Source organism: Pseudodesulfovibrio tunisiensis, assembly GCF_022809775.1.
GTDB lineage: Bacteria > Desulfobacterota > Desulfovibrionia > Desulfovibrionales > Desulfovibrionaceae > Pseudodesulfovibrio > Pseudodesulfovibrio tunisiensis.
Map to the genome: position 1 here is coordinate 2,231,811 of NZ_CP094380.1, position 24,322 is coordinate 2,256,132.

At 61.7% G+C, this 24,322-nt stretch carries 23 protein-coding genes; 6 read left to right on the plus strand and 17 right to left on the minus strand.

The window, feature by feature from the left end:
- Positions 1–269 precede the first annotated feature (269 nt).
- Together MPN23_RS10975 and MPN23_RS10980 are read left to right on the plus strand one after the other, a co-directional pair.
- Positions 270–1,226 (plus strand): serine/threonine-protein kinase, encoded by a 957-nt coding sequence (locus MPN23_RS10975; protein WP_243544237.1) that lies wholly within the window; start codon positions 270–272, stop codon positions 1,224–1,226.
- Positions 1,227–1,228: 2 nt separating this feature from the next.
- Positions 1,229–1,720 (plus strand): universal stress protein, encoded by a 492-nt coding sequence (locus tag MPN23_RS10980; RefSeq protein WP_243544238.1) that lies wholly within the window; start codon positions 1,229–1,231, stop codon positions 1,718–1,720.
- 157 nt (positions 1,721–1,877) lie between these two features.
- Here the strand turns inward: MPN23_RS10980 and MPN23_RS10985 are convergent, their stop codons facing one another.
- The gene (locus MPN23_RS10985) at positions 1,878–2,669 is read right to left on the minus strand and encodes a prepilin peptidase (RefSeq protein ID WP_243544239.1); all 792 of its coding nucleotides are present in this window, start codon (positions 2,667–2,669) and stop codon (positions 1,878–1,880) included.
- Positions 2,670–2,869: 200 nt separating this feature from the next.
- Between MPN23_RS10985 and MPN23_RS10990 the strand changes: the two genes are divergently transcribed.
- Together MPN23_RS10990 and MPN23_RS10995 are read left to right on the plus strand one after the other, a co-directional pair.
- On the plus strand, positions 2,870–4,156 hold the full coding sequence (locus tag MPN23_RS10990; protein ID WP_243544240.1) for a phenylacetate--CoA ligase family protein: 1,287 nt from the start codon (positions 2,870–2,872) through the stop codon (positions 4,154–4,156).
- Positions 4,157–4,351: 195 nt separating this feature from the next.
- Complete coding sequence (locus tag MPN23_RS10995) at positions 4,352–5,215, plus strand: YitT family protein (RefSeq protein WP_243544241.1); 864 nt, start codon at positions 4,352–4,354, stop codon at positions 5,213–5,215.
- Positions 5,216–5,356: 141 nt separating this feature from the next.
- Here the strand turns inward: MPN23_RS10995 and truA are convergent, their stop codons facing one another.
- The 10 genes from truA to MPN23_RS11045 all read right to left on the minus strand — a co-directional run bounded on the left by truA (position 5,357) and on the right by MPN23_RS11045 (position 16,622).
- Positions 5,357–6,142, minus strand: a complete 786-nt coding sequence (truA, locus tag MPN23_RS11000) for a tRNA pseudouridine(38-40) synthase TruA (RefSeq protein WP_243544242.1) — start codon at positions 6,140–6,142, stop codon at positions 5,357–5,359.
- Complete coding sequence (locus MPN23_RS11005) at positions 6,143–6,847, minus strand: MotE family protein (RefSeq protein WP_243544243.1); 705 nt, start codon at positions 6,845–6,847, stop codon at positions 6,143–6,145.
- Positions 6,771–7,211, minus strand: a complete 441-nt coding sequence (gene fliJ / locus MPN23_RS11010) for a flagellar export protein FliJ (protein WP_243544244.1) — start codon at positions 7,209–7,211, stop codon at positions 6,771–6,773. The genes MPN23_RS11005 and fliJ overlap by 77 nt, the downstream gene beginning before the upstream one ends.
- Positions 7,212–7,226: 15 nt before the next feature.
- Positions 7,227–7,400 carry a hypothetical protein gene (locus MPN23_RS11015; protein WP_243544245.1) on the minus strand — a complete coding sequence of 58 codons (174 nt, stop codon included), beginning with the start codon at positions 7,398–7,400 and terminating at the stop codon, positions 7,227–7,229.
- A 79-nt stretch (positions 7,401–7,479) separates the two neighbouring features.
- Positions 7,480–8,769 carry a hypothetical protein gene (locus MPN23_RS11020; RefSeq protein ID WP_243544246.1) on the minus strand — a complete coding sequence of 430 codons (1,290 nt, stop codon included), beginning with the start codon at positions 8,767–8,769 and terminating at the stop codon, positions 7,480–7,482.
- A gap of 119 nt (positions 8,770–8,888) precedes the next feature.
- Entirely contained in the window at positions 8,889–10,076 is a 1,188-nt protein-coding gene (gene dinB, locus MPN23_RS11025; protein ID WP_243544247.1) for a DNA polymerase IV, read from the minus strand.
- 340 nt (positions 10,077–10,416) lie between these two features.
- Positions 10,417–11,817, minus strand: coding sequence for a cobyrinic acid a,c-diamide synthase CobB (locus MPN23_RS11030; RefSeq protein ID WP_243544248.1), 1,401 nt, complete (start codon positions 11,815–11,817; stop codon positions 10,417–10,419).
- Positions 11,818–11,844: 27 nt separating this feature from the next.
- Entirely contained in the window at positions 11,845–12,591 is a 747-nt protein-coding gene (locus MPN23_RS11035) for a tetratricopeptide repeat protein (RefSeq protein WP_243547382.1), read from the minus strand.
- 168 nt (positions 12,592–12,759) lie between these two features.
- Positions 12,760–15,327, minus strand: a complete 2,568-nt coding sequence (locus MPN23_RS11040; RefSeq protein WP_243544249.1) for an EAL domain-containing protein — start codon at positions 15,325–15,327, stop codon at positions 12,760–12,762.
- A complete protein-coding gene (locus MPN23_RS11045) occupies positions 15,324–16,622 on the minus strand; it encodes an ABC transporter substrate-binding protein (protein ID WP_243544250.1) in 1,299 nt (432 codons plus the stop codon). The genes MPN23_RS11040 and MPN23_RS11045 overlap by 4 nt, the downstream gene beginning before the upstream one ends.
- 69 nt (positions 16,623–16,691) lie before the next feature.
- Here MPN23_RS11045 and MPN23_RS11050 point away from each other — a divergent pair, with 69 nt between their 5' ends.
- Positions 16,692–17,105: a hypothetical protein gene (locus tag MPN23_RS11050; RefSeq protein ID WP_243544251.1), complete on the plus strand. Its 414-nt coding sequence runs from the start codon at positions 16,692–16,694 to the stop codon at positions 17,103–17,105.
- A gap of 208 nt (positions 17,106–17,313) precedes the next feature.
- Here MPN23_RS11050 and MPN23_RS11055 read toward each other — a convergent pair whose 3' ends face one another.
- On the minus strand, positions 17,314–17,511 hold the full coding sequence (locus MPN23_RS11055) for a hypothetical protein (RefSeq protein ID WP_243544252.1): 198 nt from the start codon (positions 17,509–17,511) through the stop codon (positions 17,314–17,316).
- 36 nt (positions 17,512–17,547) lie between these two features.
- Positions 17,548–18,033, minus strand: a complete 486-nt coding sequence (locus MPN23_RS11060; protein WP_243544253.1) for a CinA family protein — start codon at positions 18,031–18,033, stop codon at positions 17,548–17,550.
- Positions 18,034–18,103: 70 nt separating this feature from the next.
- On the opposite strand from MPN23_RS11060, the gene MPN23_RS11065 reads away from it, so the two are divergent.
- Positions 18,104–18,622, plus strand: a complete 519-nt coding sequence (locus MPN23_RS11065) for a hypothetical protein (RefSeq protein WP_243544254.1) — start codon at positions 18,104–18,106, stop codon at positions 18,620–18,622.
- Positions 18,623–18,989: 367 nt separating this feature from the next.
- Here MPN23_RS11065 and rfaE2 read toward each other — a convergent pair whose 3' ends face one another.
- From rfaE2 to MPN23_RS11085, 4 genes are all read right to left on the minus strand, one after another.
- Positions 18,990–19,472: a D-glycero-beta-D-manno-heptose 1-phosphate adenylyltransferase gene (gene rfaE2 / locus MPN23_RS11070; protein WP_243544255.1), complete on the minus strand. Its 483-nt coding sequence runs from the start codon at positions 19,470–19,472 to the stop codon at positions 18,990–18,992.
- Positions 19,472–20,242, minus strand: coding sequence for a YkgJ family cysteine cluster protein (locus tag MPN23_RS11075; RefSeq protein ID WP_243544256.1), 771 nt, complete (start codon positions 20,240–20,242; stop codon positions 19,472–19,474). The genes rfaE2 and MPN23_RS11075 overlap by 1 nt, the downstream gene beginning before the upstream one ends.
- Before the next feature lie 179 nt (positions 20,243–20,421).
- Positions 20,422–22,092 (minus strand): glycosyltransferase family 2 protein, encoded by a 1,671-nt coding sequence (locus MPN23_RS11080; protein WP_243544257.1) that lies wholly within the window; start codon positions 22,090–22,092, stop codon positions 20,422–20,424.
- On the minus strand, positions 22,073–24,187 hold the full coding sequence (locus MPN23_RS11085; protein WP_243544258.1) for a glycosyltransferase: 2,115 nt from the start codon (positions 24,185–24,187) through the stop codon (positions 22,073–22,075). Before MPN23_RS11085 ends, MPN23_RS11080 begins: the two co-directional genes overlap by 20 nt.
- Positions 24,188–24,322 lie beyond the last annotated feature (135 nt).

Consider the following 24,322-nt stretch of genomic DNA (forward strand, 5'->3'; position numbering starts at 1 on the left):
AAGGGAGAAACTTGCTTTTCCTTCTTTGCCAGTTTCCCCGAATTCTGATTCCTCGATAGCGAAAGCTTCTGCTCTTCCGCATCACCCTACGCCGCCATACGAGCCTTTCAAGTTCCCTCCTCCTTACAGGCGGCGTAGAGCCAAAAAGTTCTGGAGGATTCTCAAGGAACCTCTTTCAAGAGGTTCCTTGAGTCGCCGAAGGCATACTTTCCTCATAATAATTCCCCCTGTCGCGCGGTGTCGTATGATGATGACATGGAGGTATGCGCATGAGCGAGGATGTCAGGGCTCTGGTCCGGTTCTATCTGCCGAATTTCCCGGTCAGACGCGTGCGCAGGCTGGTCACGGACACCACGGACTTTTCCTCCATTGATTATGGGGACGTGGTGCATCTGGGCGGCCAGCATTACATGGTGCTCCGGGACGAGGCCGAACGGCGATTCGGGATCGAGGATTTCAAGTTCTGGGTCAAGCGGTGCAAGGTGCTGGAGACCGGGGAATCCGCGATTCTCAAGCTCGTGTTTCATGAGGAATTCCTTCAACAGCTCGGGGACATCACCATCCGCAGCTACCGAAGCCCGGCCAAGGAGGCCCGGATTCTGGAGATGGTCAAGGACGACCGCCGATTCATGCACGGGTTTTCCATTGTGGACGATCAGGGAAATCTGGTGCGCGTTCTCGACGTGATCCGCGGCAAGCGATTCGATCTGGCCGTGTCGGAAATGGGTGAAAATCACCGCGACTATTTCGACAACCATTTCGCCGGGGCGCTCGGCCTGTTCATCGACGCGTGCGAGGCCATTGCGTGGCTGCATTCCCGGGACGAACGGCACGGCGACATCCGGCGCGACCACCTCTGGCTGGAGCCGCGCACCGGCATGCTGCGCTGGATCGACTTCGACTATGCCTACGACCTGTCGGCCAACCCGTTTGCCCTTGATCTGGCTGGGCTGGGCAACATTCTGGCATTTCTGGTCGGCAGGCAGGTGTTCCGGCCTCCGGATCTGGAGGAAATGGGCATTCTGGACAAGGCCGAACCCGGGGATTTCAATCTGGTCTTCCGCAACCGGTTCGCCAACCTGCGCAAGGCCTTTCCCTATGTCCCGGAAGACCTGAACCGGGTGCTCATGCACTTTTCCGCCGGGACCGAAGTGTTCTACGAGACCGTGGACGAATTTCTGGCCGATCTGCGCCCGTGTCTGGACAGCCTGCCCAAGGGAGGATGATCATGGATTTCAAGAAGATTCTGCTTGCCGTGGATGCGAGTGAAAATGCCATGCGTGCCGTGGAATACACGGGCAGCATCGCAGGCAGCACCAAGGGATTTCAGGTGGAACTGTTCTGCGTGGAACGGCTGCCGCACCGGGACACGTTTCCGGATGAAGCGGCATGGGCGGAAAGCTGCGAGCGCACGCGCGAAGAGCTGAAGACATTCATGGCACAGGCACACACCCGGCTGGAAACGCTGGGCATGGCCCGGGAATCGATAACCGATCAGTATCTCATCAGTTGCACGTCACCGTTTCCCAACGAGACCTTTTCCTGCTCCCGGGGAACCAGCGTGGCGCAGGACATCATGGAGGCCGTGCGGCAGGGCGGCTTCGGCACCGTGGTGGTAGGCCGCCGGGGCGTGTCCAAGGCCGAGGAATTCCTGTTCGGCAGCGTGTCCAACAAGATCATCCACTCCGCCAAGGACGTCACGGTCTGGGTGGTTTCCTGAACAGAACCCAACAGTTTGAATTTGTGCCAATCGGCAGACTGTTCCGAAGTCGGAAGATGCAAGGCGCAAGAAAAAGGCAAGGCCGACGCGTATGCCCATACGCGAGGATTTGTCTTTTTGGCAGCAACGCAGCAGATTGCAGCTTCGGGGCCGTCTGCTAGTATCGCCACCACAGGGTAATGGACGGACCGAGCAGGAGATAGAGCAGGCAGCCGAGGCTGAGGAACGGACCGAACGGCACGCGTGTCTGCACGCCCTTTGCGCCGGGCCGGACCATGTAGGCAAGACTGCCAGCCAGTCCGGCAATGCCGCCCGCCAGAATGGTGAAGGGCAGCCCCTGCACCCCCACGATCGCACCGATGAATCCCATGAGCTTCACATCCCCGGTGCCGAGACCGTCCTGACCGCGCAGCAGCTTGTAGCCCTGCTGCAGAATCCAGAACATGCCTGCACCCACGAGCGCGCCGAGCACGGCCTGTTCCCAGCCGGGCCGGGGCAGGACAAAGCCCGCACCAAGGGCCAGCGCCGTGCCGCCGAGCGTGATGCGGTCCGGAAGCAGAAAGGTCTCGAAATCGATGAAGCTCGCCGAGGCCAGCATGACCCCGAACACCAGATAGACCAGCCACGACAGGGTCGGCCCGAACTGATGGGCAAGGGCCACGGACAGGGCGCAGCAGGCCAGCTCCGTGAGCACGTAGCGCGGACCGATGGGCATGTTGCAGTGACGACAGCGACCGCGCAGCAGCAGATAGCTGATCAGCGGGATGGTGTCCCGCCATTCCAGCCGATTCTCGCAATACGGACAGGTCGAGCCGAAGGGACGGAATATGGGCTGCTCCGCTATCCAGCGATGAATGAAAACCGTGGCGATGCCGCCAAGTTCCAGCCCGGCCACAGCCGCGGCCACCAGAAAAATCCATTGCGGTATGGGAAAAACGTACTCTGCCATGAGACTTGAATAATCACCGTGTTTGCTGCAAGGTTGTGCCTCGGGTCGGCATATGTTCATCTACGTCATTCGCGGCCCGGCCACAAGCCTAGCAGCCCGTTGGAAAAATGAAAAATACCGGCTGTCCGGGAACGGTGGAATGCAACGCAGCAGATCACCATTTCGGGACAGCATGACGCATGCGTTTCAAAGGAGTCCCCATGTCAGGCCATCGTTTCATTCCCCGGTATTCCGAAGACCAGCTCGCGCAAATCCAGCTCGACGGCCTGAAATGGACAGTGAACCACGCGTTCAACGGCAGTCCCTTCTACAACACCCGCCTGCGGGAAGCGGGCGTCGAGCCGGGCGACATCACCAGCCTCGACGACATCCGAAAGCTGCCCGTGACCACGGCACAGGACCTGCGCGACGAATATCCCCTGCCCCTGCTTTCCGTGCCCGAGTCCGACATAGTGCGCATCCACGCGTCCAGCGGCACCACGGGCAAGCGCAAGGTGCTGAGCTACACGCAAAGGGACGTGGACGTGTGGAAGGACATGTTCGCCCGCTGTTACGAACTGGCGGGCCTGACCGTGACGGATCGCGTGCAGATATGCGTGGGCTACGGCCTGTGGACCGCCGGAGCCGGTTTTCAGGCCGGCTGCGAACACTTCGGTGCCATGGCGGTTCCCGTGGGCCCGGGCCTGCTGGACATCCAGCTCCAGATGCTGGAAGACCTCGGCACCACCTGCATGTGCTCCACGGCCTCCATGGCCCTGCTCATGGGCGAGGAAGTGCAGAAGCACGGCCTGCGTGACAGGATTTCCCTGAAAAAGGCCATCTTCGGCTCCGAGGCGCACACCCCGAGGATGCGCAAGCAGTTCGAGGAAGCCCTCGGACTGGAGGACAGCTTCGACATCGCGGGCATGACCGAACTCTACGGCCCGGGCGCGGGGCTGGAATGCGCCGCGCATCAGGGCATCCACTACTGGGCGGACCGCTACATTCTGGAAATTCTGGATCCCGTGACCCTGGAGCCAGTGGCCCCGGGCGAACAGGGCGAAATGGTGGTCACCACCTTGTGCAAGGAAGGCGCGCCCCTGATCCGCTACCGCACCCACGATCTGTCCCGGATCATTCCGGGCCTGTGCGACTGCGGCGTGACCATGCCCCGGCACGACAGGATATTCGGCCGCTCCGACGACATGATCATCTTCCGCGGCGTGAACATCTATCCCGGTCAGGTTGCCTCGGCCCTTGCCCCGTTCCCGGAACTCTCGTCCGAATACCAGATTCTCCTGACCCGCCGCGAGGGGCTGGATCACATGACCGTGCGCGTGGAACGGGCAACCGGAACGGATTCCGCCAATGACGAAAGACTGGCCCGGGCCGTGTCCGACGAAATCCGCAAGCAGATTCTGGTGCGCACCACGGTCGCCGTGGTCAACCCCGGCGAACTGCCGCGCAGTTTTGCCAAGACCAAGCGCGTGCAGGACGAACGCGACTGATCCCCGCTCGAAAAATTCCGAAGAGCTTGTGAAATTCGGAATTTCGATTTATTTCAAGCCACTGAAAAAAAGCGTCTATTTCCGCCCCCTCATCGGTGAATGAAAATTCGCCGATGGGGTCCGATAATCCTTGCAGGTCGTGCATCCCCTCTATATGTTGCCCTCCCAATTCAATGTGAAAGGAGGCGGAAAGCCATGGGCAAATCACTGAGATACATAACCGATTCCCTTGCCTGGAACGTTTTCCTGCTTGTTTTTGGATCCTTCGTGTTCATCATCGGGTACAATGGAATCGCAGCGCATCACGATTTCATTCCCGGAGCAACATATGGGCTTTCGGTCGTGGCCCAGAAATACGAGCCATCCCTGTCCGTGGGACAGTGGTACTTTTTTCTGAACCTGCCCCTGTTCCTCGTGGCATGGAAAGGCGTGAGCAGACGGTTCTTTTTCCTGAACCTGTTCACCATGGGCCTCATATCCCTCATGACCTCGTACCTGCCCATGGATCTGGGCATCCAGAACGAGATGAACGCAGCCATTGCAGCCGGGGCCATCATGGGCGCGGGCAGCGGCATCATTCTCCGTTCCTACGGCGGCGGTGGCGGTCTGGACGTTGTCGCGGTGATCATGAACCGCAAGTACGGCTGGCGCATCGGCGTGTTCTACTTCGCCATCAATGCCGGGGTCATGGTTCTGGCCATGGCCATGTACGTGCCTGACAAGATCATCATCTCGCTTGTCATGCTCGCCATCAGCTCGGTGGTGACCGAATACGTGCTGTCCCTGTTCAACCAGCGCAAGGCCGTGCGGATCATCACGAACAAATCCAAGGCGGTTGTCAGACGCATCACCCGGAACAGGAAGCTGCACGCCACCATCATCCCGGCCATCGGCGGCTATTCCGGCGGGCGCGTGGACATGGTCTATTCCATCACGGACAACCTGCGGCTCCGCGCACTGGAACAGGCCGTGTTCCAGGTCGACCCGAATGCCGTCTTCGTGGTGGAGAACACCTTCAGCGTCATGGGCGGCAACTTTGCCCGCCCCAAGGCGTACTGAAAAAAAATCATTCCCGATTCCCCCAAAAAACAAGGCCGGTACCTGCAAAGGTACCGGCCTTTCCTGTTGAAATATCTTCCCCCGCCGGAGGCTGTCGGGGGATTCCAAAGGGTCATGACCCTTTGGCCGCCGGAGGCAAAATCATTCGACAATCCCGCCAAGGGCGGCTTCCTTTCCCTCTTCTCCCCCATACTCCACATGCTCCAGCGTCAGCCCCTGCGGCGGTGCGGTCGCGGGCAGCAAAGTGCGATCCACCCTTTCCAGCAGTTCCGGTACATCGTCCGGGGAGAGCCTGCCACGACCGACCGCCACGAGACACCCCATGAGGTTGCGCACCATCTGCTTGAGAAATCCGTCCGCGGAAACGCGCCACAGGGTTTCCGGACATCCCGGAACATGGGTGAAACCGAACTCCGAGATGGTCCGCACCGTGCTCTTCACGGGTGTGCCCACATTCTGGAACGCGGCAAAATCATGGGTGCCGCACAGATGCGCGGCTGCGCGCTCCATGTTCTCCAGATCAAGAGAACCGCAACCCCACACGAACCGCCTGCGCTGGGGCAGCACGTATTCCCGGGTATGCCAGAGCGCATAGGTGTAGGTCTTGGAAACAGCGGAATAGCGGGAATGAAAATCGGGATAGGCCGGACCGGCCTCAAGTACGCGCACGTCGCGGGGCAGCAGGCTGTTCAGGGCACGCGCCCACGGCAGGTCGGCCCGCTCGTCAGGCACGTCGAAATGCGCCACCTGCCCCAGGGCATGCACGCCTGCATCGGTACGGCCCGAGCCGTGCGCCCGAACCGAATGACCGAGAATGGACGCCGCAGCCAGCTCCAGTTCGCCCTGCACGGTCCGATCCCGGGGCTGCAACTGCCAGCCGGAAAAATCCGTGCCGTCGTAGGCAAGAGTCAGTCGTATGCGGGCCATCTACTGCTGAAACGGTATCTGAAGCGCAGTGAGCGCCTCGGACAGCTTGGCGGCCTTCTTGGCCTCGACAAAGGTGAGAATCTCTCCGGCCTGACGACCGCGCATGCCGGACAAAACCTTGACGGCCAGATCCTCGTCCATATTCTGGAGAATCTCGGCGGCCTTCTTGGCCTTGGTGTTGGACAGCATGTCCACGAGCTGCTTGACGCGCTTGTCCTTGACGTTCCTGGCCTCGTCCAGCATCTGCCGGATTTCCGCATGCATCCTGCGCACCTGCTCGGCCTCGGCCTTGATGCCGGCTTCCATCTCGCGCAGGGTGCGCTCCTTGACGGCCAATTCCTCTTCCTTGCGCTTCAGGGCCTTCCACTCGGCGGGCAAATCCTTTTCCGTGCGGGTGCCGTCCTTGCCCACGGCCTTTTCCACGGCCTTGGCCTCACGCTCCTTGGCCGCCTTTTCCTCGGCGGCAAGGTCGGGCTTGGCCGAAGCGTCTTCCTCGGCTGCCACGGCCACGGACTGGGCAACTTCGGGAACCACGGTTTCCAGCACGTTGAGTGTCATGGAATCGACACTCAGCATGCAGAAGGCCGCGAGCTTGAGAAACGCCAGAAACGCGAGAGCGGTCAGAATCCTAGAGAGCCTCAGGTTCGTGGCGAATCGTTGCCATTTCGTCGTTTTCCTTTTGTTCCCGGAGCTGTTCTTCATCATGATGCTTCCTGGCTTGGCTTTCCTTGAGCTTTTCCAGGAGCTTTCTGTCCCTGGATCGGGCAATGGCCTCACGACGGCACTTTTGCAATTTCAGTTCCAACTGGGAGAGTTCCACACGGGCCACGGAAATATCCTGAGCCAGGGCTTCCCTGTACTGCCGCCAGAGCCACATCATGTTGACATCGCTCGCGGATTCGCCCTGTCTGGCCTCGTGCTCGGCCAGCCGCGCTTCCAGATCACGGACAACGCGCTGCTGATCGTCATGCGCACGCTGGGCACGCGCCAGATCGGCCCGGGCCTGTTCCTCGCGCTGCTCGCGATATTCCAGAACCTTCTGGAGCTTGAAGCGAAACGGCTTGGCCATGGTCCGTCTCCCGGACTACTTTTCGGCGGAGCCGGGTTTTCCGGCAAGGCCGCAGTAGCCCACTTCCCTTTCCCTATCCAGCCAGCGCCACATCATGCACATGGTGGTCTGGCACATCTTCATCTTGTCATCCCCGGTCTTGAGCAGGGGACAGTACTTGAACTTGGCGTCGCTTTCCGCAGTCTGCATGGTTCCTCCACTGGTCAATGAAAAACGGCGCACCGGGAATCCCGATGCGCCGTCATCATAGCCATGTTCAGGCGGTCTGTCAGCCCTCGGACCGCGCCTCGGTCTTCCCGGCCTCGGCCACGGGATCCGACTCGGACCCGGCGGGTTCCCCGGCAATGGCCGATCCGCACATGTCCACCAGCGTTTCCATGCCCAGCAGGCACTTGAGCTTCTGCAGAGCCAGCACGCCCTTGCGCTGATCCTCGTCAAGCACTTCGGCATAGCCGCCGTCCCGGACAACCTTGGCGAATTCCCGCTTCTTGAGCTTGGGGTTGGCTGCAAACCGCTGCTCGAAATTCTCGGCATATTCACGAATCAGGGCATTGACCTCGGATTCGGGCAGGTTCATGGCCTGCCGGATGTTCGCGGCCAATTCCTCCGGGGCAAGCAGATCGGACTCGATCACGGTCCTGAAGCTCCGCGCGGCCCGGGCAGCGCCCTCGTAGATATGACTGCGCTTGACCACGTTCATGCCGCCCCATCCGGCCCTGAGCCATTTGAACAGGTTGGTGCGGGTCATGGTGCCATCCTCGGACTCCATGAACACCTGAACCGAACCGGACCCGTACATGAACGTGTCCATCCAGCCCACCATGCTCACATTGATGCCCTCGATGCCGGAATAGAAATACTGCCACTGGGCATCGTCCAGCACCGCGCCCTTGCGGCCCACGTCCGATTTGCCGTCCTGCTCGGAAATGGACAGGAACACGTTGCGGCCCTTGTACTTCACGAGCACCAGAAGCCGCTTCAGATCATATCCGTAATAGCTCTCGGCAAAGGAATCCGGGGTGCACACCTCGAATTCCCGGCCGCGCACCAGCACGGGCTCGGACAGTTCGGCCAGATCGTCCCACAGGCCGCGGCCGCGCGTCACGATCTCGCTCCCGTCGCGCCAGCCGCTCACGCGCAGCACGGACGGCACCAGCAGATAGTTCGGAATGTCGGGATTGTAGAAATAGCGGAGAATCCGGTCCAGACTGCTGTTCACCTCGGAGGTGAGCAGAATGCCCTGACCGTCGTACCGCTTGGGCAGGGCCACATTCTCAGCATTGAAACCGCCCGCGTCCAGATAGTCGAAAAGTCCGGTCAGCCGCGTTGCGTCAAATGCGGTGCCCTTGTTCAGCACATCGAACAGATAGTCCAGCCCCTGTGCTGCCTGGGGCGTGATCTCCTCGGCCTTGACCTTGGCCTTTCCGGAGGAAGTCACGTTGGCCGATTCCGCAGCTTCAGCCATGGTGCCGGAAAAAAGAAAAACAACAGCCAGCACGCTCGCAAGCGCGCAGGCTACCCTCGCAGCCACTTTGCCGCGAAATTCATGATTACGCATATAATTCAGCTTCATATCCTTTTTTGGGGCCCGTCCGCAAACGGCCTGTCTTTACTCCCCTTCCGAATCCAATATGTAGTGACGTTTTCGCGCTTTGGCAAGTATTCTTCCCCTTCGGGTCAATGGTCGGAATTTCCATCCCTTTTCCGAAAATCCATGAGTCCGCCGCGCACGAGCGCCCCCTTGCCGAACCGACCGCGCACCGCATCCACGGCCCTGTCCAGCCCGCTGGTCGCTTCCTGCGGGCCCTCGGCCTGCTCCAGCAGCGAGAGTTGTCGCTCCCGAGCCTCGAAATTGGACACGCCCACGCCGATGAGCCGCACGGCCCGAGGCAGTTCCAACTGCTCCAGCAGCTCCCACGCCGTCTCGAAAATCAGTGCGGTGTTGTCGGTCCGGGCCTCCAGCGTACGGCTGCGCGTGATCTGCCGGAAATCCGCGAATTTGACCTTGAGCGTCACGGTGCGCCCCCTGTGCCCGTGCCGACGCAGGTCCGCGCCCACCCGCTCGGACTGGACCAGCAGCCATTTTCGCAGTTCGCCTCGGTCCGACGTGTCCGCCTCGAACGTGTTTTCCGCGCTCGTGGACTTCACGCCCCCGTCAATGCACACTCCGTTCGGGTCGATGCCGTGCGATCTGTCGAACAGTACGCCACCCGCCTTGCCGAGCCGCTGCACCCAGAAATCCCGAGGATACCGCCGCACGTCCCCGCACGTACGCACGCCGAACCTGCGCAATGTCTCCTGCATGCGCTTGCCCACGCCCGGCACCTTGGCCACGGCCAGGTTCAGCAGAAACGCGTCCATGTCTTCGGGATGGATCACGGCCAGCCCGTCCGGCTTGTCCAGATCGGAGGCAATCTTGGCCAGAAACCGGATCGGTGCCGCGCCCACCGAGCATGTCAGCCCGGTACGCGCCCGCATCCGCGCCTTGATGCGCCTGCCCAGTTCCTCCACCGGGCCGAACAGCCGCTCCAGACCGGTGCCATCCATGTACGCCTCGTCCACGCTCGCCTGTTCCACCAGAGGCGAGAACTCGCCGAGCACGCCCATGACACGGGCCGAAACCTCCTTGTAACGCGCCATCCGGCCCGGAACCAGCACCATGTCCGGGCACAGCTGCCGCGCCTTGATCACGCTCATGGCCGAGCGCACCCCGTACTTGCGCACCTCGTAGCTCGCCGCCGAAATCACGCCGCGATCCGACGAACCGCCCACGGCAACAGGCAACCCGCGCAGCGCCGGGTTGTCCAGTTGTTCCACGGAGGCGAAAAACGCGTCCATGTCGATGTGCAGTATCCAGATTTGCATGAAGATGATGCCTCCGGCAGCCCCCCCCCGGGGGGCCGGGCGCTGCCCGGACCCGCCAAGGAGCAAGGCCCCTTGGATCCCCATCCGTTTTCGGGAAGTGCGGCTGTCAGGTGAATGCTCTGACGAGACATTCGCCTGACAGCCGCACTTCCCGAAAACAGGTTCCGCTACAAGAAATTTTCCTTTTTTTCCCTTGAAAATCCCTTCCGACAGGACAATCTCTGTCATCCCGCGTCCAACTCCGCCGCCAGTCGGCCTCTCAAGCTGCCCGTCCCCTTGCAGGCGGCGGAGAGCCAAAAAGCTTTGGGAGATTCTTAAGAACCTTTTCTCGAAAAGGTTCTTAAGCCGCCGGAGGCTGACTCGGTGAATGCACGCGACAGGCCTCGACAAGCGCGGCGGGTACATTCGGGCAGGAGCCGAAGTGCAGATGCACGTAGGAGCCGAGCACATTGCCGGACAGGAACCCTTCGGCAGCATCCAGCGGTCCCTTCCTGCCGGACATGGCATAGATGGGCTCAAGGGCGCGGGCCTGTTCGTTGTCGCGCAGGGTCGAATAATGGAATTCATGACCGCGCGCCACGGTTCCGGCCGGGCCGAGCAGGGAATCACGGGTCGTGGTGATTTCGCGATAGCCGAGAGCGCGGAACCGGTCGCCCATTTCCGCACGGCAGGGAAAGACCCCGCACATGGGATAGCGGCCCCGATTCGTGATGATGTCGTCCATGAGATACATGAACCCGCCGCACTCGGCATAGGCCGGGCCACCGGATTCGCAGAAGGCCTTTATGTCCCGGCGCAGCCTGTTGTTCTGGCCGAGTTCGAAGGCATAGAGTTCGGGATAGCCGCCACCGAAATACAGGCCGTCCACCTCGGGCAGGCTGCGATCGCGTATGGGCGAGAATTCCACGAGCCGCGCCCCGGCAGCGCGCAGCAGCCGCAGGTTTTCCTCGTAGTAGAAACAGAAGGCCTCATCCCGGGCCAGACCGATGCGCACCCCGCCAAGGGGCGGAACCGGTTCGAAATTCGGTTCATCCTCGTGCACGGGCAGCGCCGCGAGCAGTGCGTCCAGATTGATGTTCGCAGCCACCCAGTCCGCAAGACGGGAATACAGGGCCGGATCCGGCTCCTCTTCCGCCGTGGTCAACCCGAGATGGCGGGACGGCACGGTCACGGACTCGTCCCGGGGCAGACAGCCGAGCACGGGAATGCCGGGCATCAGGGTCATGGCCTCGCGCAGCAGATCCGCATGGTTTTCGCTGCCCACGCGATTGAAAATGACTCCCGCAATGGAGAGGTCGCGATCGAACCCGGCGTATCCGGCCACGAGCGCAGCGGCCGACCGGGCCATGGATCGGGCGTCCACCACCAGAATCACGGGCAGGTCGAGCATCTTGGCGAGCTGGGCCGTGCTTCCGGTCTCGTTCGTGGCGGAAAACCCGTCGAACAATCCCATGACGCCTTCGACCACGGCCACATCGGCATCCGAGGCATGGCGGATGAACAGGGCGCGATTGGTCTCCGGCGCAAGCATCCAGCCGTCCAGATTGTGACTGGGCACGGGCTCGCCGCTGCGTGCGGAGGCAAGCGCATGGTGTCCGGGGTCGATGAAATCCGGGCCGCACTTGAAGGGCTGCACCCGAAGGCCGTTCCGGGCCAACGCGCCCATGAGACCGAGCGCCACCGAGGTCTTGCCGCACCCGCTGTGCGTTCCGGCCACCACGAATCCCTTGCGCCCGCTCATGTTCGCTTCCCTGTCTGCGAGTCCGGCCTAGGCCAGATTCTTCTTTTTGATGTAGTTGCGCAGCCTGGCCCCTTCCTCGTGGCCCGGGGCCAATGCCAGACACTGCTCCACGGCCTCCAGGGCCTCGGCGTACTTTTCCCCCTCGAACCGGGCACGGGCCAGATTGTAGAACAGATTTTCGTCCTTTCTGGTCAGTTCAAGGGCGCGGTTGTAATAGTCCGCGGCCTCGGCAAACATGCCGTTCTTGCGAAGCTGGATGCCATACTCGTTGAAGAGGTGCTTGTGCTCGTCCTCGAAAGCCGCATCGATGCGGATGATGCGTTCGAAGACTTCCTGCGCCTTTTCGGTCTCGCCGCGCTGGATGTAGCACATGCCCACACCGAAGTTGGCGCGCACGTTCATCTCGTCCAGAGCAAGAGCCTTGTTGTACTCGAATTCGGCCGTGAAGCTTTCCCCGCGCTTGCGGAACTTGTCGCCGCGCGCCACGGCCTTCCGGATTTCCCGCATGCGGGTCATCACTTCCTTGTACAGTTCCGGATTGGGCAGATAATCCTTGAGCAGCTCATCGCGGGTAATGCGCTCCTTGGCGCCGACAGGCATGTTCTCGGAACTGAGGGGCTGGATTTCCACGAAGCCGTCATCCAGTTCCTGAACAAAATAGTTCATGGTCTGCCTGACCCGGCGGGCTGTGGTTCCCGCGCCGATCTTCATGGCCTTTTCTATGGAAAAAACGCCCTGAATCATGCTTTCACCATTCTGGTTCAGAGGGAGCATCACTGTATTTGTTCCTGTTCTTGCTGGTTTCACGGCCTCCGGCGGCAACGGCTGCCGGTTCCGGGCGGGCCGGACGCGCGCCCCGAAAGAACAGGATACCCGAGCACCCCGGGCCGTGTCGAGTCCCGCAAGCCGGTTCCGGGCCGGGTGCTCCGCTTGTCGCAAAAGTCAGACCAGTCCGAACACTTCGTCCAGCTCGGCAGCGGAGAGCGGCTTGTAGAAGAGATACCCCTGAACGAAATTGCAGCCTTCCCCTTCCAGAAAGGCGAGTTGCTGTGGCGTTTCCACGCCCTCGGCCACGACCTTGAGCCCCATGCTCTCGCCAAGGGAGAAGATGGTGCGCACAATGGCCTGACTGTCCGCGTCCGTGTCCACCTCGTTGATGAAGGTCCGGTCCACCTTGACCACGTCGATGGGAAACCGTTGCAGATAGGACAGGGAGGAATACCCGGTGCCGAAGTCGTCGATGCACACGTTGCTTCCCAGCTCCTTGAGCTGACGCACCATGTCCTCGGCCCGTGCCGGATCGTCCATGAGCGCGCTTTCCGTGATCTCGATGTTCAGGGTTTCGGACGGCAGCCCGGAATTCTGAAGCGCCTTGGTCACCTGCCCGATGAGCAGGGGCTGGCCAAAATGCTTGCCCGAGATGTTCACGTTGAGTTCCAGAGGCGCATGCATGGAATCCGGGAACAGGGTCTGCCACTGCCGGACCTGCGAGCAGGCCCGTTCCAGCACGAAATTGTCGATGGCGTAGATCAGGCCCGTGTCCTCGGCCAGCGGCACGAAATCCCCGGGCTGAATGATGCCGTGCTGCGGATGCCGCCAGCGCACCAGAGCCTCCACCCCGGAGATGAGACGCGTTTCCATGCTCACCACGGGCTGGTACACCACCTCGAATTCGCCCAGATCAACGGCACGGCGCAAATCGGTTTCCAGAGCCATGAGCTTCAGGGCCTGATCGTGCATCTTGCGGTTGAACACCTTGAAGCGCGACTTGCCCAGCTCCTTTGCCCGATACATGGCCGTGTCCGCGTCACGGAACAGGGCGTCGGGCCTTTCGTAGCCGTCGGTCTTGAGCACGATGCCGATGCTGGCCGAGGTGAACACCTCGTTGCCCCGGATGATGAACGGCTCGCGCACCCCGTCCAGAATGCGACGGGCAAAGGTGATGGCGTCGCGCGGCGCGGAAATCTCCTCCAGCAGGATGGCGAATTCGTCGCCGCCGAACCGGGCCACGGTATCCACGGACCGGGCGCATTTTTCCAGCACCCGGGCCACGCCGCGCAGCAGTTCGTCCCCGGTCTCGTGCCCGAGGCTGTCGTTGATGACCTTGAAGCGATCCAGATCCATGTACAGGACCGCGAAAAGATGCTTGCGCCGCCGGGCGCGGTCCATGGCCATGCGCAGGTGGTCCAGAAACAGGGCACGGTTGGGCAACCCGGTCAGGGGATCGTGAAACGCCTGCCGCTTGAGCTGGTCCTCGGCCTTCTTGCGCAGGGTGATGTCCTCCACCGAACCTTCATAGTAGATGATGGTCCCCTCGGAATCGGTCACGGCCCGGGAATTCTCGGAAATCCAGATCATCCTGCCGTCGCGGCGGCGGACCTTGGACACGAAGTCCTTGACCTCGCCCCGCTCCTGCATCTTCCGGGCGAACTCCCGACGGCGGCCCGGCTCCATGTAGAGCTGGGTGCCCACGTCATAGACCGAGCTCATCAGCTCTTCCGGGGTCTGGAACCCGATCAGTCGCGCCATGGCCGGATTCGCGCTCACGAACCGGCCGCTGGGCGTGCTCTGATAGATGCCTTCCACGGCCTTTTCGAAAATCGTGCGATACTTGCGCTCGGCCTTGCGCAAAGCTTCGCCGATGACCTTGCGTTCCGCGATCTCGATCTTGAGCTGGGTATTGGTGCGCAGGAGTTCCGCGGTCCGCGCCTCCACCTTCTGCTCCAGCGCGTCCTTGGCCTCCTGCAACTCCAGGGTCTTCTGACGCACGCGCTCCTCAAGGTTGGCCACCAGCTCGGCGATGTGGCGGGACATGGCACGCATGGCCCGGGCAAGCTGGCCGACTTCATCCCGGGACCGGATTTCCGGGACCTCGGCAAAATCGTTGCCCGCCACCTTGCGTGCGTATTCGGCGAGCAGGTTGATGGGCTTGGAAATGTTGAAGATGAACACGAAGGCCATGATCGTGCTGGCCAGAAACAGCACCAGCGTGATGCACTGCTGCTGGATCGTGGATTCCCGGATGTTGGCCGCAATGATGGACATGTCCATGCCGATGTGCACGAACCCGCCCAGTCCCGCGAGAATGGGCTGGGCCACATGCAGGCAGTCCCGGCCGTCCGGCAGCCGCAGTTCCCGCAGAGCTGGTTCCTCGCCGGTCAGGGTTTCGGCCATGCGCTCGGAAAGGTCCTCGATTTCCGCGGGCACCACGGGCACGAACGTGTGCGCGATGATCCTGCCATGCTCGTCCGCCACCAGCACGTAGGAGACGCCCGCAATATTCAGGTACCTGTCGATGCGCGCCTGCACCGACCCCGCATCCTGCCGCAGGATCGTGCCGATGTCGGATTCGGCCACGCTTCCGGCCAGGGCAATGGCCTTGCTCTCGTACTCCCGGGTCAGTTCACGCTTCAGCCGCATGCCGAAGGTGATGGACGTGACCATGGCAATGACCCCGAAAATCGCGATCATGAACAGCAGGGGTTTCTGAAAAAGCTTGGGAGCCTTCATTTCCGCCACCTCTCCCAGTCGCGGACCGGCGCGAAATGCCCGTCCTCGGCCGTGGTGAAGTAGACCCGATCCAGTCCCTGATGCCGCCCGTTCCCGAAATTGGCCTTCACGCCAATGCCCAGATCATACCCCCGGATCGAGGCCATGACCTCGGGAATGCGCTCCCGCCGGGGATCGTCCGCCATCCTGCGCACCACCTCCACCAGCAGCATGCCGTTCAGAAAGCCCTCGAAACTCACGTAGCTGAAACGGCGCCGGGAATAGCCGTCGCCCGGAGTCATGGGCAGTCCCTTGTACCTGTCCATGAGCTTGCGATACAGGGCCGCACCCGGCAGGTCGGTCCGCTCGTAGCAGGGAACCACCTGCGTATTGAACAGGTTGCGGGTATAGTTGCACCCGGTGCGACGCTCCTCGGTATCGAGCAGATCGAGCATCTTGTCGCTGTCCGCAAACGAGACACCGGCAATCAGGCCGTCGAATCCGGCATTGCGCGCATCCCGCACGAACGCGCCCTGCGACGCATAGGTGCCGATGCACACGATCACGTCCGGATCGCCGTCCAGAATGAGTCGCGCCTGTTCCCCGAAATCCTCGGAAAAGGATGCGCCACGCTGATACGCAGCCTCGGACGCCATTTCCAGCCCGTGCGTCCGGAGCGCCCGGCGCACGCCATCCCATCCTGTCCGGCCATAGGCGTCGTTCTGGTAGAACACGGAAATGCGCGTCAGCCCCAGATCCGTGAACCGGTCCACCATGGCCCGGGTCTCGTCGAAATACGAGGCACGCAGATTGTAGACGTACTTGCCATACGGCGGAGAACGCATGGGCATGGCCCCGGTGAACGGAAACAGCAGAAACATGTCCCGGGACTCGAACTTTTCCAGCAGGGGAAGCACGGCGGCCGTGTTCGGGGTGCCCACGTAGGAAAACAGGGCAAACACGTTGCCTTCGATGAATTCCGCAGTATTGCAGAAGCACGGGCCGGGGTTATACCCGTCGTTGGCCGGGGTCACGCGCAGCTTCCATCCTTCCACCCCGCCCTCGACGTTGATGAAGTCGATATAGGCCATGAAGCCCCGGTAGAACTCGATGCCGAGTTCCCCGTTCGCCCCGGTAAAGGGTGCGGACATGCCAAAAACCAGCTCGCCCCGATCTGCGGCGCGACCCGGAAAGGCTGCCAACAGCAGCAGCGCCGCGGCAATCCCCCAAGCTGCGGCAAGGCGTACAGAACCCCGAATATCCAGCACACAATCCACTTGCCATCCCTTGGGAGAAAAATCAACGATCCTGTCCATTTTCAGGAACGCTTTCCCTCTTTGTCCCACAGTCTGGACCGCCCGGAATCAAAGGCGTATGCTCATTGCATGACCATGCGTGCCCGGATTGCCAAAAAAATTCTGTTTTCGGTCGTGGCTCTGGCTGCCTGCTCGGCTGCGGCATACGGTCTTGTCCGGTTCAATGCGAAAATGACCATCCGCTACCAAGGCGTGGGCCGGGTGCTGGACAGCGTCACGAACCAGCCGCTCCGGGATGTGGAAGTGCTCCTTCTGGTCTCCCCGCCTCCGTCCGCACCGTCCGATCTGGATGCGCTGTTCCGCACGGATGCCCGACGCTGGGGACGACTCGGCCCGAACGGCACCCTGCGCGCCGAGGTGGGAACGCCGCCCGTGGGCCTCTCCGGTGCCAACGGCGCGTATCTCGCCCGCTGCACGGGCCGCTATTCCGCGCGCCAGGCCATCCGGTTCGGACGCGACGACCACACCACAGCCCCCCTTTGAAACCGCGTGGGCCGTATTCCGCCTGCCGGGCTATCGCACGGAAACCATGACCTTTTCCATCCTCGGCTGGAAGACCTCGGGCAAGACCTGGACCGAATCCGTCAACCGCATCCCGGACGTGCGCCTCTCGCCACAGTAAGCGGGCGCAGAAAAGCCGGGAACGCATCCTGCGCCCCCGGCCTTTCCGAAACATGTTGCCGGAAAAGGTCTATTCGTCCTCGTTCCTTTTCCCGTCCGCGTCCCGGCGCTGGCCGTATCGCGGTCGCTTCAGGCCCTTGCGGTAGGCCTCGAACGATTCCTCGTCCAAAGAGCAGCCGCATTCCTTCTCAGCCTTTTTTTTGAGCTGATCCCGCCTTCTGCGTTCAAACGCATCGCGAATGACCTGAAAAAAGAAAAACGGGTTCATGCCTTGTCTCCGGCAAAAAGGATTTGCGCCGCAGGGTCAGCGAACCGCGCCAAGCAGTCCGTTGATGGCCGCCACCACGGACTGGTGCTTGACCTGATCACGCGAGCCCTGAAAATTGTACAGCCGAGCACGGCTGCCCCCGGGCCATGCCCAGGCCATCCACACCGTGCCAACAGGCTTGTCCGGCGAGCCGCCCGAAGGCCCGGCCACACCGGATATGGCCACGGAATAATCCGCGCCCAGCGTCCTGATCACGCCATCGGCCATGGCCAGCACGCATGCCTCGCTCACGGCCCCATGCTGTTCCAGCACCGACTCCGGCACACCCAGCACGTTCTGCTTCACACTGTTGGAATACGCCACCACGGAACCGGCAAACCAGTCCGAACTGCCCGGCGTATCCGTCAACGTACTAGCCAAAAGCCCGCCCGTGCACGATTCCGCCGTCACCAGCATGGCCGAATTCACGCGCAGCAGTTCGCCCAGTTCGGACACGGCGCGGGAAAGAAGATACGGGTCCATTCAGTCCTCCAACATCATCGACATTCACACGAACCACCAGAAAAAGACAGAAGCCGAAATCGCCGCGTCATTGCACGAATGCGGTCTTCGGGGCGGTCCCTATCCCCCTGTCTACAAAATCGCCCGGCATGTTGCAATCGAATCCGGTCGCGCCTACTCTCCGGACATGATGGTCTCCCCGCGCCAACTCCTGCATCTGGCCGCCACGCGCCGACGCGAACCATGGAACTGGACCGCCCAGTTCTGCGGCATCATCACGTTCAGTCTCGGTCTGTTCCTGCACAGTTACGTACTCTCCGCCCTTGCCCTAGCCCTCATCGCCGCCGGTTTTCTGCGCATGGAGCTGCCGCCCATGTCCGACTCCCGCTGGCACCGATTCGTCCTGCGCTGCATCAATCACGAAAAGAACTGGCTCGCCTTTCCCATGTCCTTTCGCAAGGGACTCGACATCTTCCTCGTCGCCGTGCTCGTTCCCCTCTTCATCCATGCGCTCTGGACACGCGATCTCGCCATCCTCGCCGCCTATCTCGCCGCAGCCGTGCTGTTGCACATCCGAAAGGAAAACCGCGACGCCGGAATCGATCCGTAGAAAAGGTGCCTTCGGCGACCCTCCCGGGGGGCTGGGCCCTGCCCAGACCCGCAAGGGGACAGACGTCCCCTTGACCCCATTCTGTTTTGAAAATGCGGGAGCGGCCCGGTGAATGCCCTGACGGGTCATTCACCGGGCCGCTCCGCATTTTCAAAACGGGTGATCTCCAAAAAAACTCTTCTTCCTGTCTGACCGTTTCCCCCGAATTGCACTCCTCGACAGGGCAAGTCGGGCTTTTCCGCGCCCAACTACGCCGCCAAACGAACCTTTCAAGCTCCCTTGCCATTTCAGGCGGCGTAGAACCGAAAAGCTTTGGGAGATTCCCAGGAACCTTTTCCCGAAAAGGTTCCTGGGCCGCCGGAGGCATCTATCCGCGAATTTTTTCGACGAGCGCGGTCGTGGAATAGCCTTCGATGAGAGGCAGGCTCACGACCTTGCCGCCGTTTTTCTCGACCACGTCACGGCCCACGATGTTTTCCACGGCCCAGTCACCGCCCTTGACGAGCACCTGAGGCCGCACGGCCTTGATGAGTTCAAGGGGCGTGGAATCGTGGAACAGGATGATGAAGTCCACGCATTCCAGAGCAGCCAGCACAAAGGCCCGTTCTTCCTGGGAATTGATTGGCCGGTCCTCGCCCTTGCCAAGGGAGCGCACCGAGCCGTCGCTGTTCAGGCCGAGCACGAGGGCATCGCCGAGGGCGCGAGCGCGTTTCAGCAGATCGACGTGTCCGGGATGCAGGATGTCGAAGCACCCGTTGGTAAACACGATGCGCGCATCTCCGGGCAGCTTCTTGCGGCGTTCCAGATAGGAACGGATGCTCACGAGTTTCGGATTATCGGGCAGATTCATTATTTCTCCTTGGGCTTGAGGCGATCGCAGGACCGGAACAGCATGAGTTCGAGCCAGTCCATGCCGAATTCCAGGGCGGCCTCCTCGTCGGTGAGCACGGCTTCCTGACGTTCCAGGGTCACGTCCAGACGCTCGAAGACCTTCATGTCGCGGACGAAATTCCGGAAATCGTCCATCTGATAGAGGGCGAGCATGCTCATGTGCACCATCTGGTCGGGCAGGGACTTGCCGGTTTCCTTCCAGCGCGCCAGCAGATTCATGTAGCGGTCATTGGACGCGACATAGGGTTCGAAGCCCTGATCCTTGAGCCATTCCCTGCTGGTCCACGCGTCCTTTTCCTCGAACCCGTGACAATGGGGTTCCTGCACCACGAAGAACTGTTCCAGAATACCGCCCTTGCCGTCGGGTCGGGTGGCGCGGCCAAGGGGATAGGTGCGGCATGCGCCGGGCCGATTCGGATAGACCGAACAGCCTTCGGTACGCACGAACGGACAGCTCCGCCTGGCATTGTCGGTCATGCGCAGCCGCATCACCGGGAACCGGGTGTCCGGAGCGAGCTGGGCCTCGCAGAACCCGTGCACGAAATTCTTGCTGGGCATTTCCAGAGCCCGACGCAGACGCAGCACGTCATAGGGCGTGAGCACCAGATTCAGGTCGCCGCAACATTCGTTGAAACAGGAAATGCCGGGGTAGCACTTGAAACAGTATGTCTCGCCGTCCTTGAGCTGCGGCAGGCTTTCGAGAAATTCCTTGGTTTCGTCCTTGCTCATGATATGCCTCCGGCGACCGAATCGGGGAACGGGCCGCCTGATTTGCATGGCAGCAGCGCGACCCGCTCGGACGGGCAACGCAACGTCATCGCGTTTTTCAGGAAAGAATGCGGACAGGAGCAGGCCCCTGCCGCCGCGCCCCTCTTACCATGGCGGAGCCCAAAGGCAAAGTCGGGGAATCAGGCGGAAATCAGGTCGTCGAGAAGACGGATTCTGCGGGACAGATCACATTCCAGCAACTCCTGCTCGCGAGCTGCGGCAGCCAGAAGATCGACGCGGGAATGCATGGTCTGCATCTTGTACTTGTTGCCAAGGGCATTGCCCTCCTCGCTGGGGGAAATGCGCGAGGCCACGCCGGAACGCTTCCTGTGGCGCACGGCCAGATGTCCCTGATACACGGCAAATCTTCCGGACTCGGCCAGCCTGAGGTCGTGCTCCATGTCATCATACTGGGACGGAGACAGATGCAGGGCAAAGGGACCGGATTCCAGCAGGATTTCCGTACGGAACAGATGGCAGCATCCGGTCACGGACGCACAGGACCGAAGCACGTCGAACGCGCCGAAGTCCAATGTCTGGACATGCAGATTGGACAGGCGAAACGGATTCGGCTCGGTCCGGGAAAGATCGAAAGACGCGTCTTCCGGCACGAGCAGATGCTGGTCCGCGTGCTGGATCAGTGCCGGATTCGCATGGTCCACCACGCGGCAGCCGTACACGCCGGCGTCGGGATGGCAATGCACGGCCGCGCCCAGCCGGGGCAGCCAGTCCGCGGGCAATTCCACGTCGTCATCCAGATAGCAGACGAAATCCCGCTGCCGAACCATGTCCATGTTCATGAGCCAGTTGCGGGCCGCGGGTGCGCCGATATTCACGGGCAGGGTTTCGCAATGCACGTTGTCCGCACCGAGCCGGTCCGCAAACCGGGGCAGCCATTCGGCCAGCACCTCGGGTGTGCGGTCAGTTGACCCGTTGTCCAGCACCACGAGCGCACAGTCTTCCAGCTCGGAGCCAAGCAGGGAATCAAGGGTTGCGGCCAGTTCCTCGGCCTTGTTCCACGTATAAAGCAGCACGGCGCACGAGCCGGGCAGAGCATGCGTTTCCCGATCCGCGCCGGAAACGAGATCGTGGACGCGCAGAATCAGGGACGTGTTCCATGGAGTACGGCGCAGAGCATCGAGAAAAAGCAGGGAGGCCGTATCCGCATCACCGGAAGCCAGCAGGCAGTGCCCGGCCTGAATCGCGGCAAAGGCCGGTCCGAACAGCGGACCTGTCTCCTGATACATGCGGGCCGCGTCCACATGATGGCCCCGGAATCGCGCCACCTGCGCACGGGCCGCGTTCAGACACGGCTCCGGCACGGCTGTGCCCGGCAGGTCAAGCTGGGCTTCGACCCAATCCGGGTCCGCATCGATCAGGCCGAAGGTCAACGCCTGTTCGCGCCAATACGCGTTTTCCGCGTCCCGGGCCGCGTTGGTCTCGATGAACCGCTTGATCTTCGGGAAGTCCCGGCGTGCAAGCAGCCGCTGAAAATACTCGATATTGGAAGGAGCAGCCCAATGCCGGACCAGGGAGGACAAGACGGCCCCACTTTCCCGGGGCAGCAGAGGCACAAGAGCGGGCGTGGCAAGCAGTTCGCGGGCAAGGCCTCCGCCCAACGGATTTTCGCCAAACGCGGTCAGGGCCGCATCCAATCCGATGGGCGCAAGGGAAACATCTTCGGAATCAAGACAGTACGCCGCAATTTCGCACAGGTGAATTCGCCCGGCAAAACCGAGCCGCAGCAATCGCCTGAGCGATTCAGGCAATGCCTGCCACGAATCCCCAAGACTACCCGTGATGATGCTCATCCTCCTGTTCCTCCGATTGCCTGCGGGGAATCCGCGCCGCAACCTCGGCAATGGGCAACGGTTCCATGAGCCGTTCCCCGAGATACACGCGCATCAGGTGCATGCCCTTGTTCCTCAGGGACAGGAGCGAACGCACCACCGCGTGGTTGATGCAGCCCATGTGATGCCTGCGGGACGCATCGTCCGCCAGCTCGCGCATTTTCGCGGCCAGACATTCCGCGTCCTCGACCTCGCAAAGCAGGCCGTTCACTCCGTCCTGCACGAGCTCGGGCACGCCCCCGGCCCGGGTCGCCACAACAGGCAGCCCCAGATTGAAGGCTTCCACGATCACGTTCGGCAGACTCTCCAGCCGCGAGGACACCACCAGCATGTCCGAGGCACGAAGCTGCTCCAGCACTTCGGCGTGCGGCAGATGCCCGAGATTGCAGAACCGCTCGCGCACCTCCGGGGTCAGCAGGTCCGAAAACTGCGACAGTTCGCGGTCATGCACGCCCGCAGCCGCGAATTCCACGTCGCGAGCCCCTGCCCGGGCATAGAGGCCCAAGGCGCGCAGATAGACGTCAAAGCCCTTTACATGTCCGGCATTGCCGACGAACAGCATTCGAATCCCGCGTTTCTTGCGCATGGGCGGTTCGCCGAAATCCGGGCCTGCGTATGCGTTGTAGACCACGTTCAGCTTCCTGCGCAACACCCGATGCTTTTGCAGCACGTCGGCGCATGCTCCGGAATTGGCGATCACGCCGTTGGACAGGGCCGTCCAGAAAAAAAACACGTCATTGGGCCGGGAATTCACGCCCCGGTTGATGAAGAGCCGGAACTTCGCGCCCATGAGCCGGGCCAGCACACCCATCTTGTAGGCCCGGTTGTGAAAGGAATGGACCACGTCGAAGCCTTCGCGCCGCACGAGGTCGCGCAGAAACAGCCCGGCGCGCAGATAGTTGCGGAACCCGTCAAAGGTGAACACGGTCACGTCCAGCTCTTCCAGCTCCTTTCGCAACGGGGACTCCGACGCCACCAGAGCGCAGGCATCCACGCCCATGTCGCGCATGGCAAGGATGTTGTTGACCATCTGGCGACTGCCCCCGGACAGGGAGGTCGAATCCGTGGCGTAGAGCACGCGCCCGATCTCGGGCCGCTTGCGGTGCAGCTTGAAGAACACCCGGGCCAGCGGGTCGGAACCGTACATGCGCAGCCGCTTGGCCACCCATTTTCCGGTCTTGGCCCGGCCCACGCCGATGCGGTTCAGCCGATACGGGTCCGTGCCCCGGGCATTGACCCAGCGTTCCAGCGTAAAGGCCGCGGCATATCCGGCGCGACGAAGCTCGGAAAGGGAAAGGTCGTCGAACTGGCCCCACGGCCAGCAGAAAATCTGTTCATCCAGCCCGTTCAGCTCGCGGATGCGCTCCAGACTGCGACGGAAATCCTCGCGGCAGAATGCGGCGCGATCATTCTCGGACCGCAGGCGGAAACTCAGGGTCCCGTCCTCGTCAAGACGCGGCTGGAATCCGCGATATGCATACCCGCTGCCGACCTTGGGCACGGGCCATTCCGGATTGAAGCCCGGGTACAGGGTCCATGCGCCCCAATGAGCACGGGCATCACCCATTTTCGACTGCGGGGTGAGGCTCATGAACGCGCCCTGATGCCGGCAGCCGTGGGAAAAAACGTCCATGCCCTTGTTCAGCATGGCCCGAATCTCCCCTTCATTGATGAATTGGGAATGGTCGTGGTCGCGATACGCGGCCCGGAACACGTCCGGCATGGTCGTCATGGCCGGGGCCGTGGAAAAATCCCGCGCCTCGCCCGGCAGCGTGAAATCCGTGAGCGCGAAAAACGTGCCGGTCATGCTGCGCCGTTCCAGCTCGGGCACCACGGTCAGCCAGTTGCTGATGTGGCCGTCGTCAAAGGTCAGGCACACGGCCTTGTCCGGGGCGGTCATCTCCCCGCGCACCACGCGCAGCAGGTCCCGGGACGAAATAGTGCGGAATCCGGCGTCCTGAATGGCGTCGAGATGTTCGCAGAACCGAGCCGGAGTGTGTCCGTCCACGTCGCTCACGTTATGATAGCAGAATACCGGAATGCTTTGTCTGAACATGATCTCCTCGCTGTTGGGCTGGCAAAGGAGTGGTACCAGAACCCCGGGGCCGCGACAAGAAGCCGGAAGGGGCCTGTTTACATTGAAGACTACATCTCATACTGTTGTCGGATAGTCGAAACGCATGCCAACAGG

What these genes read in the sequence shown, in the direction of transcription:
- MPN23_RS10975 (WP_243544237.1), top strand. Translation starts at nt 270, where the DNA reads ATGAGCGAGGATGTCAGGGCTCTGGTCCGGTTCTATCTGCCGAATTTC.
- MPN23_RS10980 (WP_243544238.1), top strand. Translation starts at nt 1,229, where the DNA reads ATGGATTTCAAGAAGATTCTGCTTGCCGTGGATGCGAGTGAAAATGCC.
- MPN23_RS10985 (WP_243544239.1), bottom strand. Translation starts at nt 2,669, where the DNA reads ATGGCAGAGTACGTTTTTCCCATACCGCAATGGATTTTTCTGGTGGCC.
- MPN23_RS10990 (WP_243544240.1), top strand. Translation starts at nt 2,870, where the DNA reads ATGTCAGGCCATCGTTTCATTCCCCGGTATTCCGAAGACCAGCTCGCG.
- MPN23_RS10995 (WP_243544241.1), top strand. Translation starts at nt 4,352, where the DNA reads ATGGGCAAATCACTGAGATACATAACCGATTCCCTTGCCTGGAACGTT.
- truA (WP_243544242.1), bottom strand. Translation starts at nt 6,142, where the DNA reads ATGGCCCGCATACGACTGACTCTTGCCTACGACGGCACGGATTTTTCC.
- MPN23_RS11005 (WP_243544243.1), bottom strand. Translation starts at nt 6,847, where the DNA reads ATGATGAAGAACAGCTCCGGGAACAAAAGGAAAACGACGAAATGGCAA.
- fliJ (WP_243544244.1), bottom strand. Translation starts at nt 7,211, where the DNA reads ATGGCCAAGCCGTTTCGCTTCAAGCTCCAGAAGGTTCTGGAATATCGC.
- MPN23_RS11015 (WP_243544245.1), bottom strand. Translation starts at nt 7,400, where the DNA reads ATGCAGACTGCGGAAAGCGACGCCAAGTTCAAGTACTGTCCCCTGCTC.
- MPN23_RS11020 (WP_243544246.1), bottom strand. Translation starts at nt 8,769, where the DNA reads ATGCGTAATCATGAATTTCGCGGCAAAGTGGCTGCGAGGGTAGCCTGC.
- dinB (WP_243544247.1), bottom strand. Translation starts at nt 10,076, where the DNA reads ATGCAAATCTGGATACTGCACATCGACATGGACGCGTTTTTCGCCTCC.
- MPN23_RS11030 (WP_243544248.1), bottom strand. Translation starts at nt 11,817, where the DNA reads ATGAGCGGGCGCAAGGGATTCGTGGTGGCCGGAACGCACAGCGGGTGC.
- MPN23_RS11035 (WP_243547382.1), bottom strand. Translation starts at nt 12,591, where the DNA reads ATGCTCCCTCTGAACCAGAATGGTGAAAGCATGATTCAGGGCGTTTTT.
- MPN23_RS11040 (WP_243544249.1), bottom strand. Translation starts at nt 15,327, where the DNA reads ATGAAGGCTCCCAAGCTTTTTCAGAAACCCCTGCTGTTCATGATCGCG.
- MPN23_RS11045 (WP_243544250.1), bottom strand. Translation starts at nt 16,622, where the DNA reads ATGGACAGGATCGTTGATTTTTCTCCCAAGGGATGGCAAGTGGATTGT.
- MPN23_RS11050 (WP_243544251.1), top strand. Translation starts at nt 16,692, where the DNA reads ATGACCATGCGTGCCCGGATTGCCAAAAAAATTCTGTTTTCGGTCGTG.
- MPN23_RS11055 (WP_243544252.1), bottom strand. Translation starts at nt 17,511, where the DNA reads ATGAACCCGTTTTTCTTTTTTCAGGTCATTCGCGATGCGTTTGAACGC.
- MPN23_RS11060 (WP_243544253.1), bottom strand. Translation starts at nt 18,033, where the DNA reads ATGGACCCGTATCTTCTTTCCCGCGCCGTGTCCGAACTGGGCGAACTG.
- rfaE2 (WP_243544255.1), bottom strand. Translation starts at nt 19,472, where the DNA reads ATGAATCTGCCCGATAATCCGAAACTCGTGAGCATCCGTTCCTATCTG.
- MPN23_RS11075 (WP_243544256.1), bottom strand. Translation starts at nt 20,242, where the DNA reads ATGAGCAAGGACGAAACCAAGGAATTTCTCGAAAGCCTGCCGCAGCTC.
- MPN23_RS11080 (WP_243544257.1), bottom strand. Translation starts at nt 22,092, where the DNA reads ATGAGCATCATCACGGGTAGTCTTGGGGATTCGTGGCAGGCATTGCCT.
- MPN23_RS11085 (WP_243544258.1), bottom strand. Translation starts at nt 24,187, where the DNA reads ATGTTCAGACAAAGCATTCCGGTATTCTGCTATCATAACGTGAGCGAC.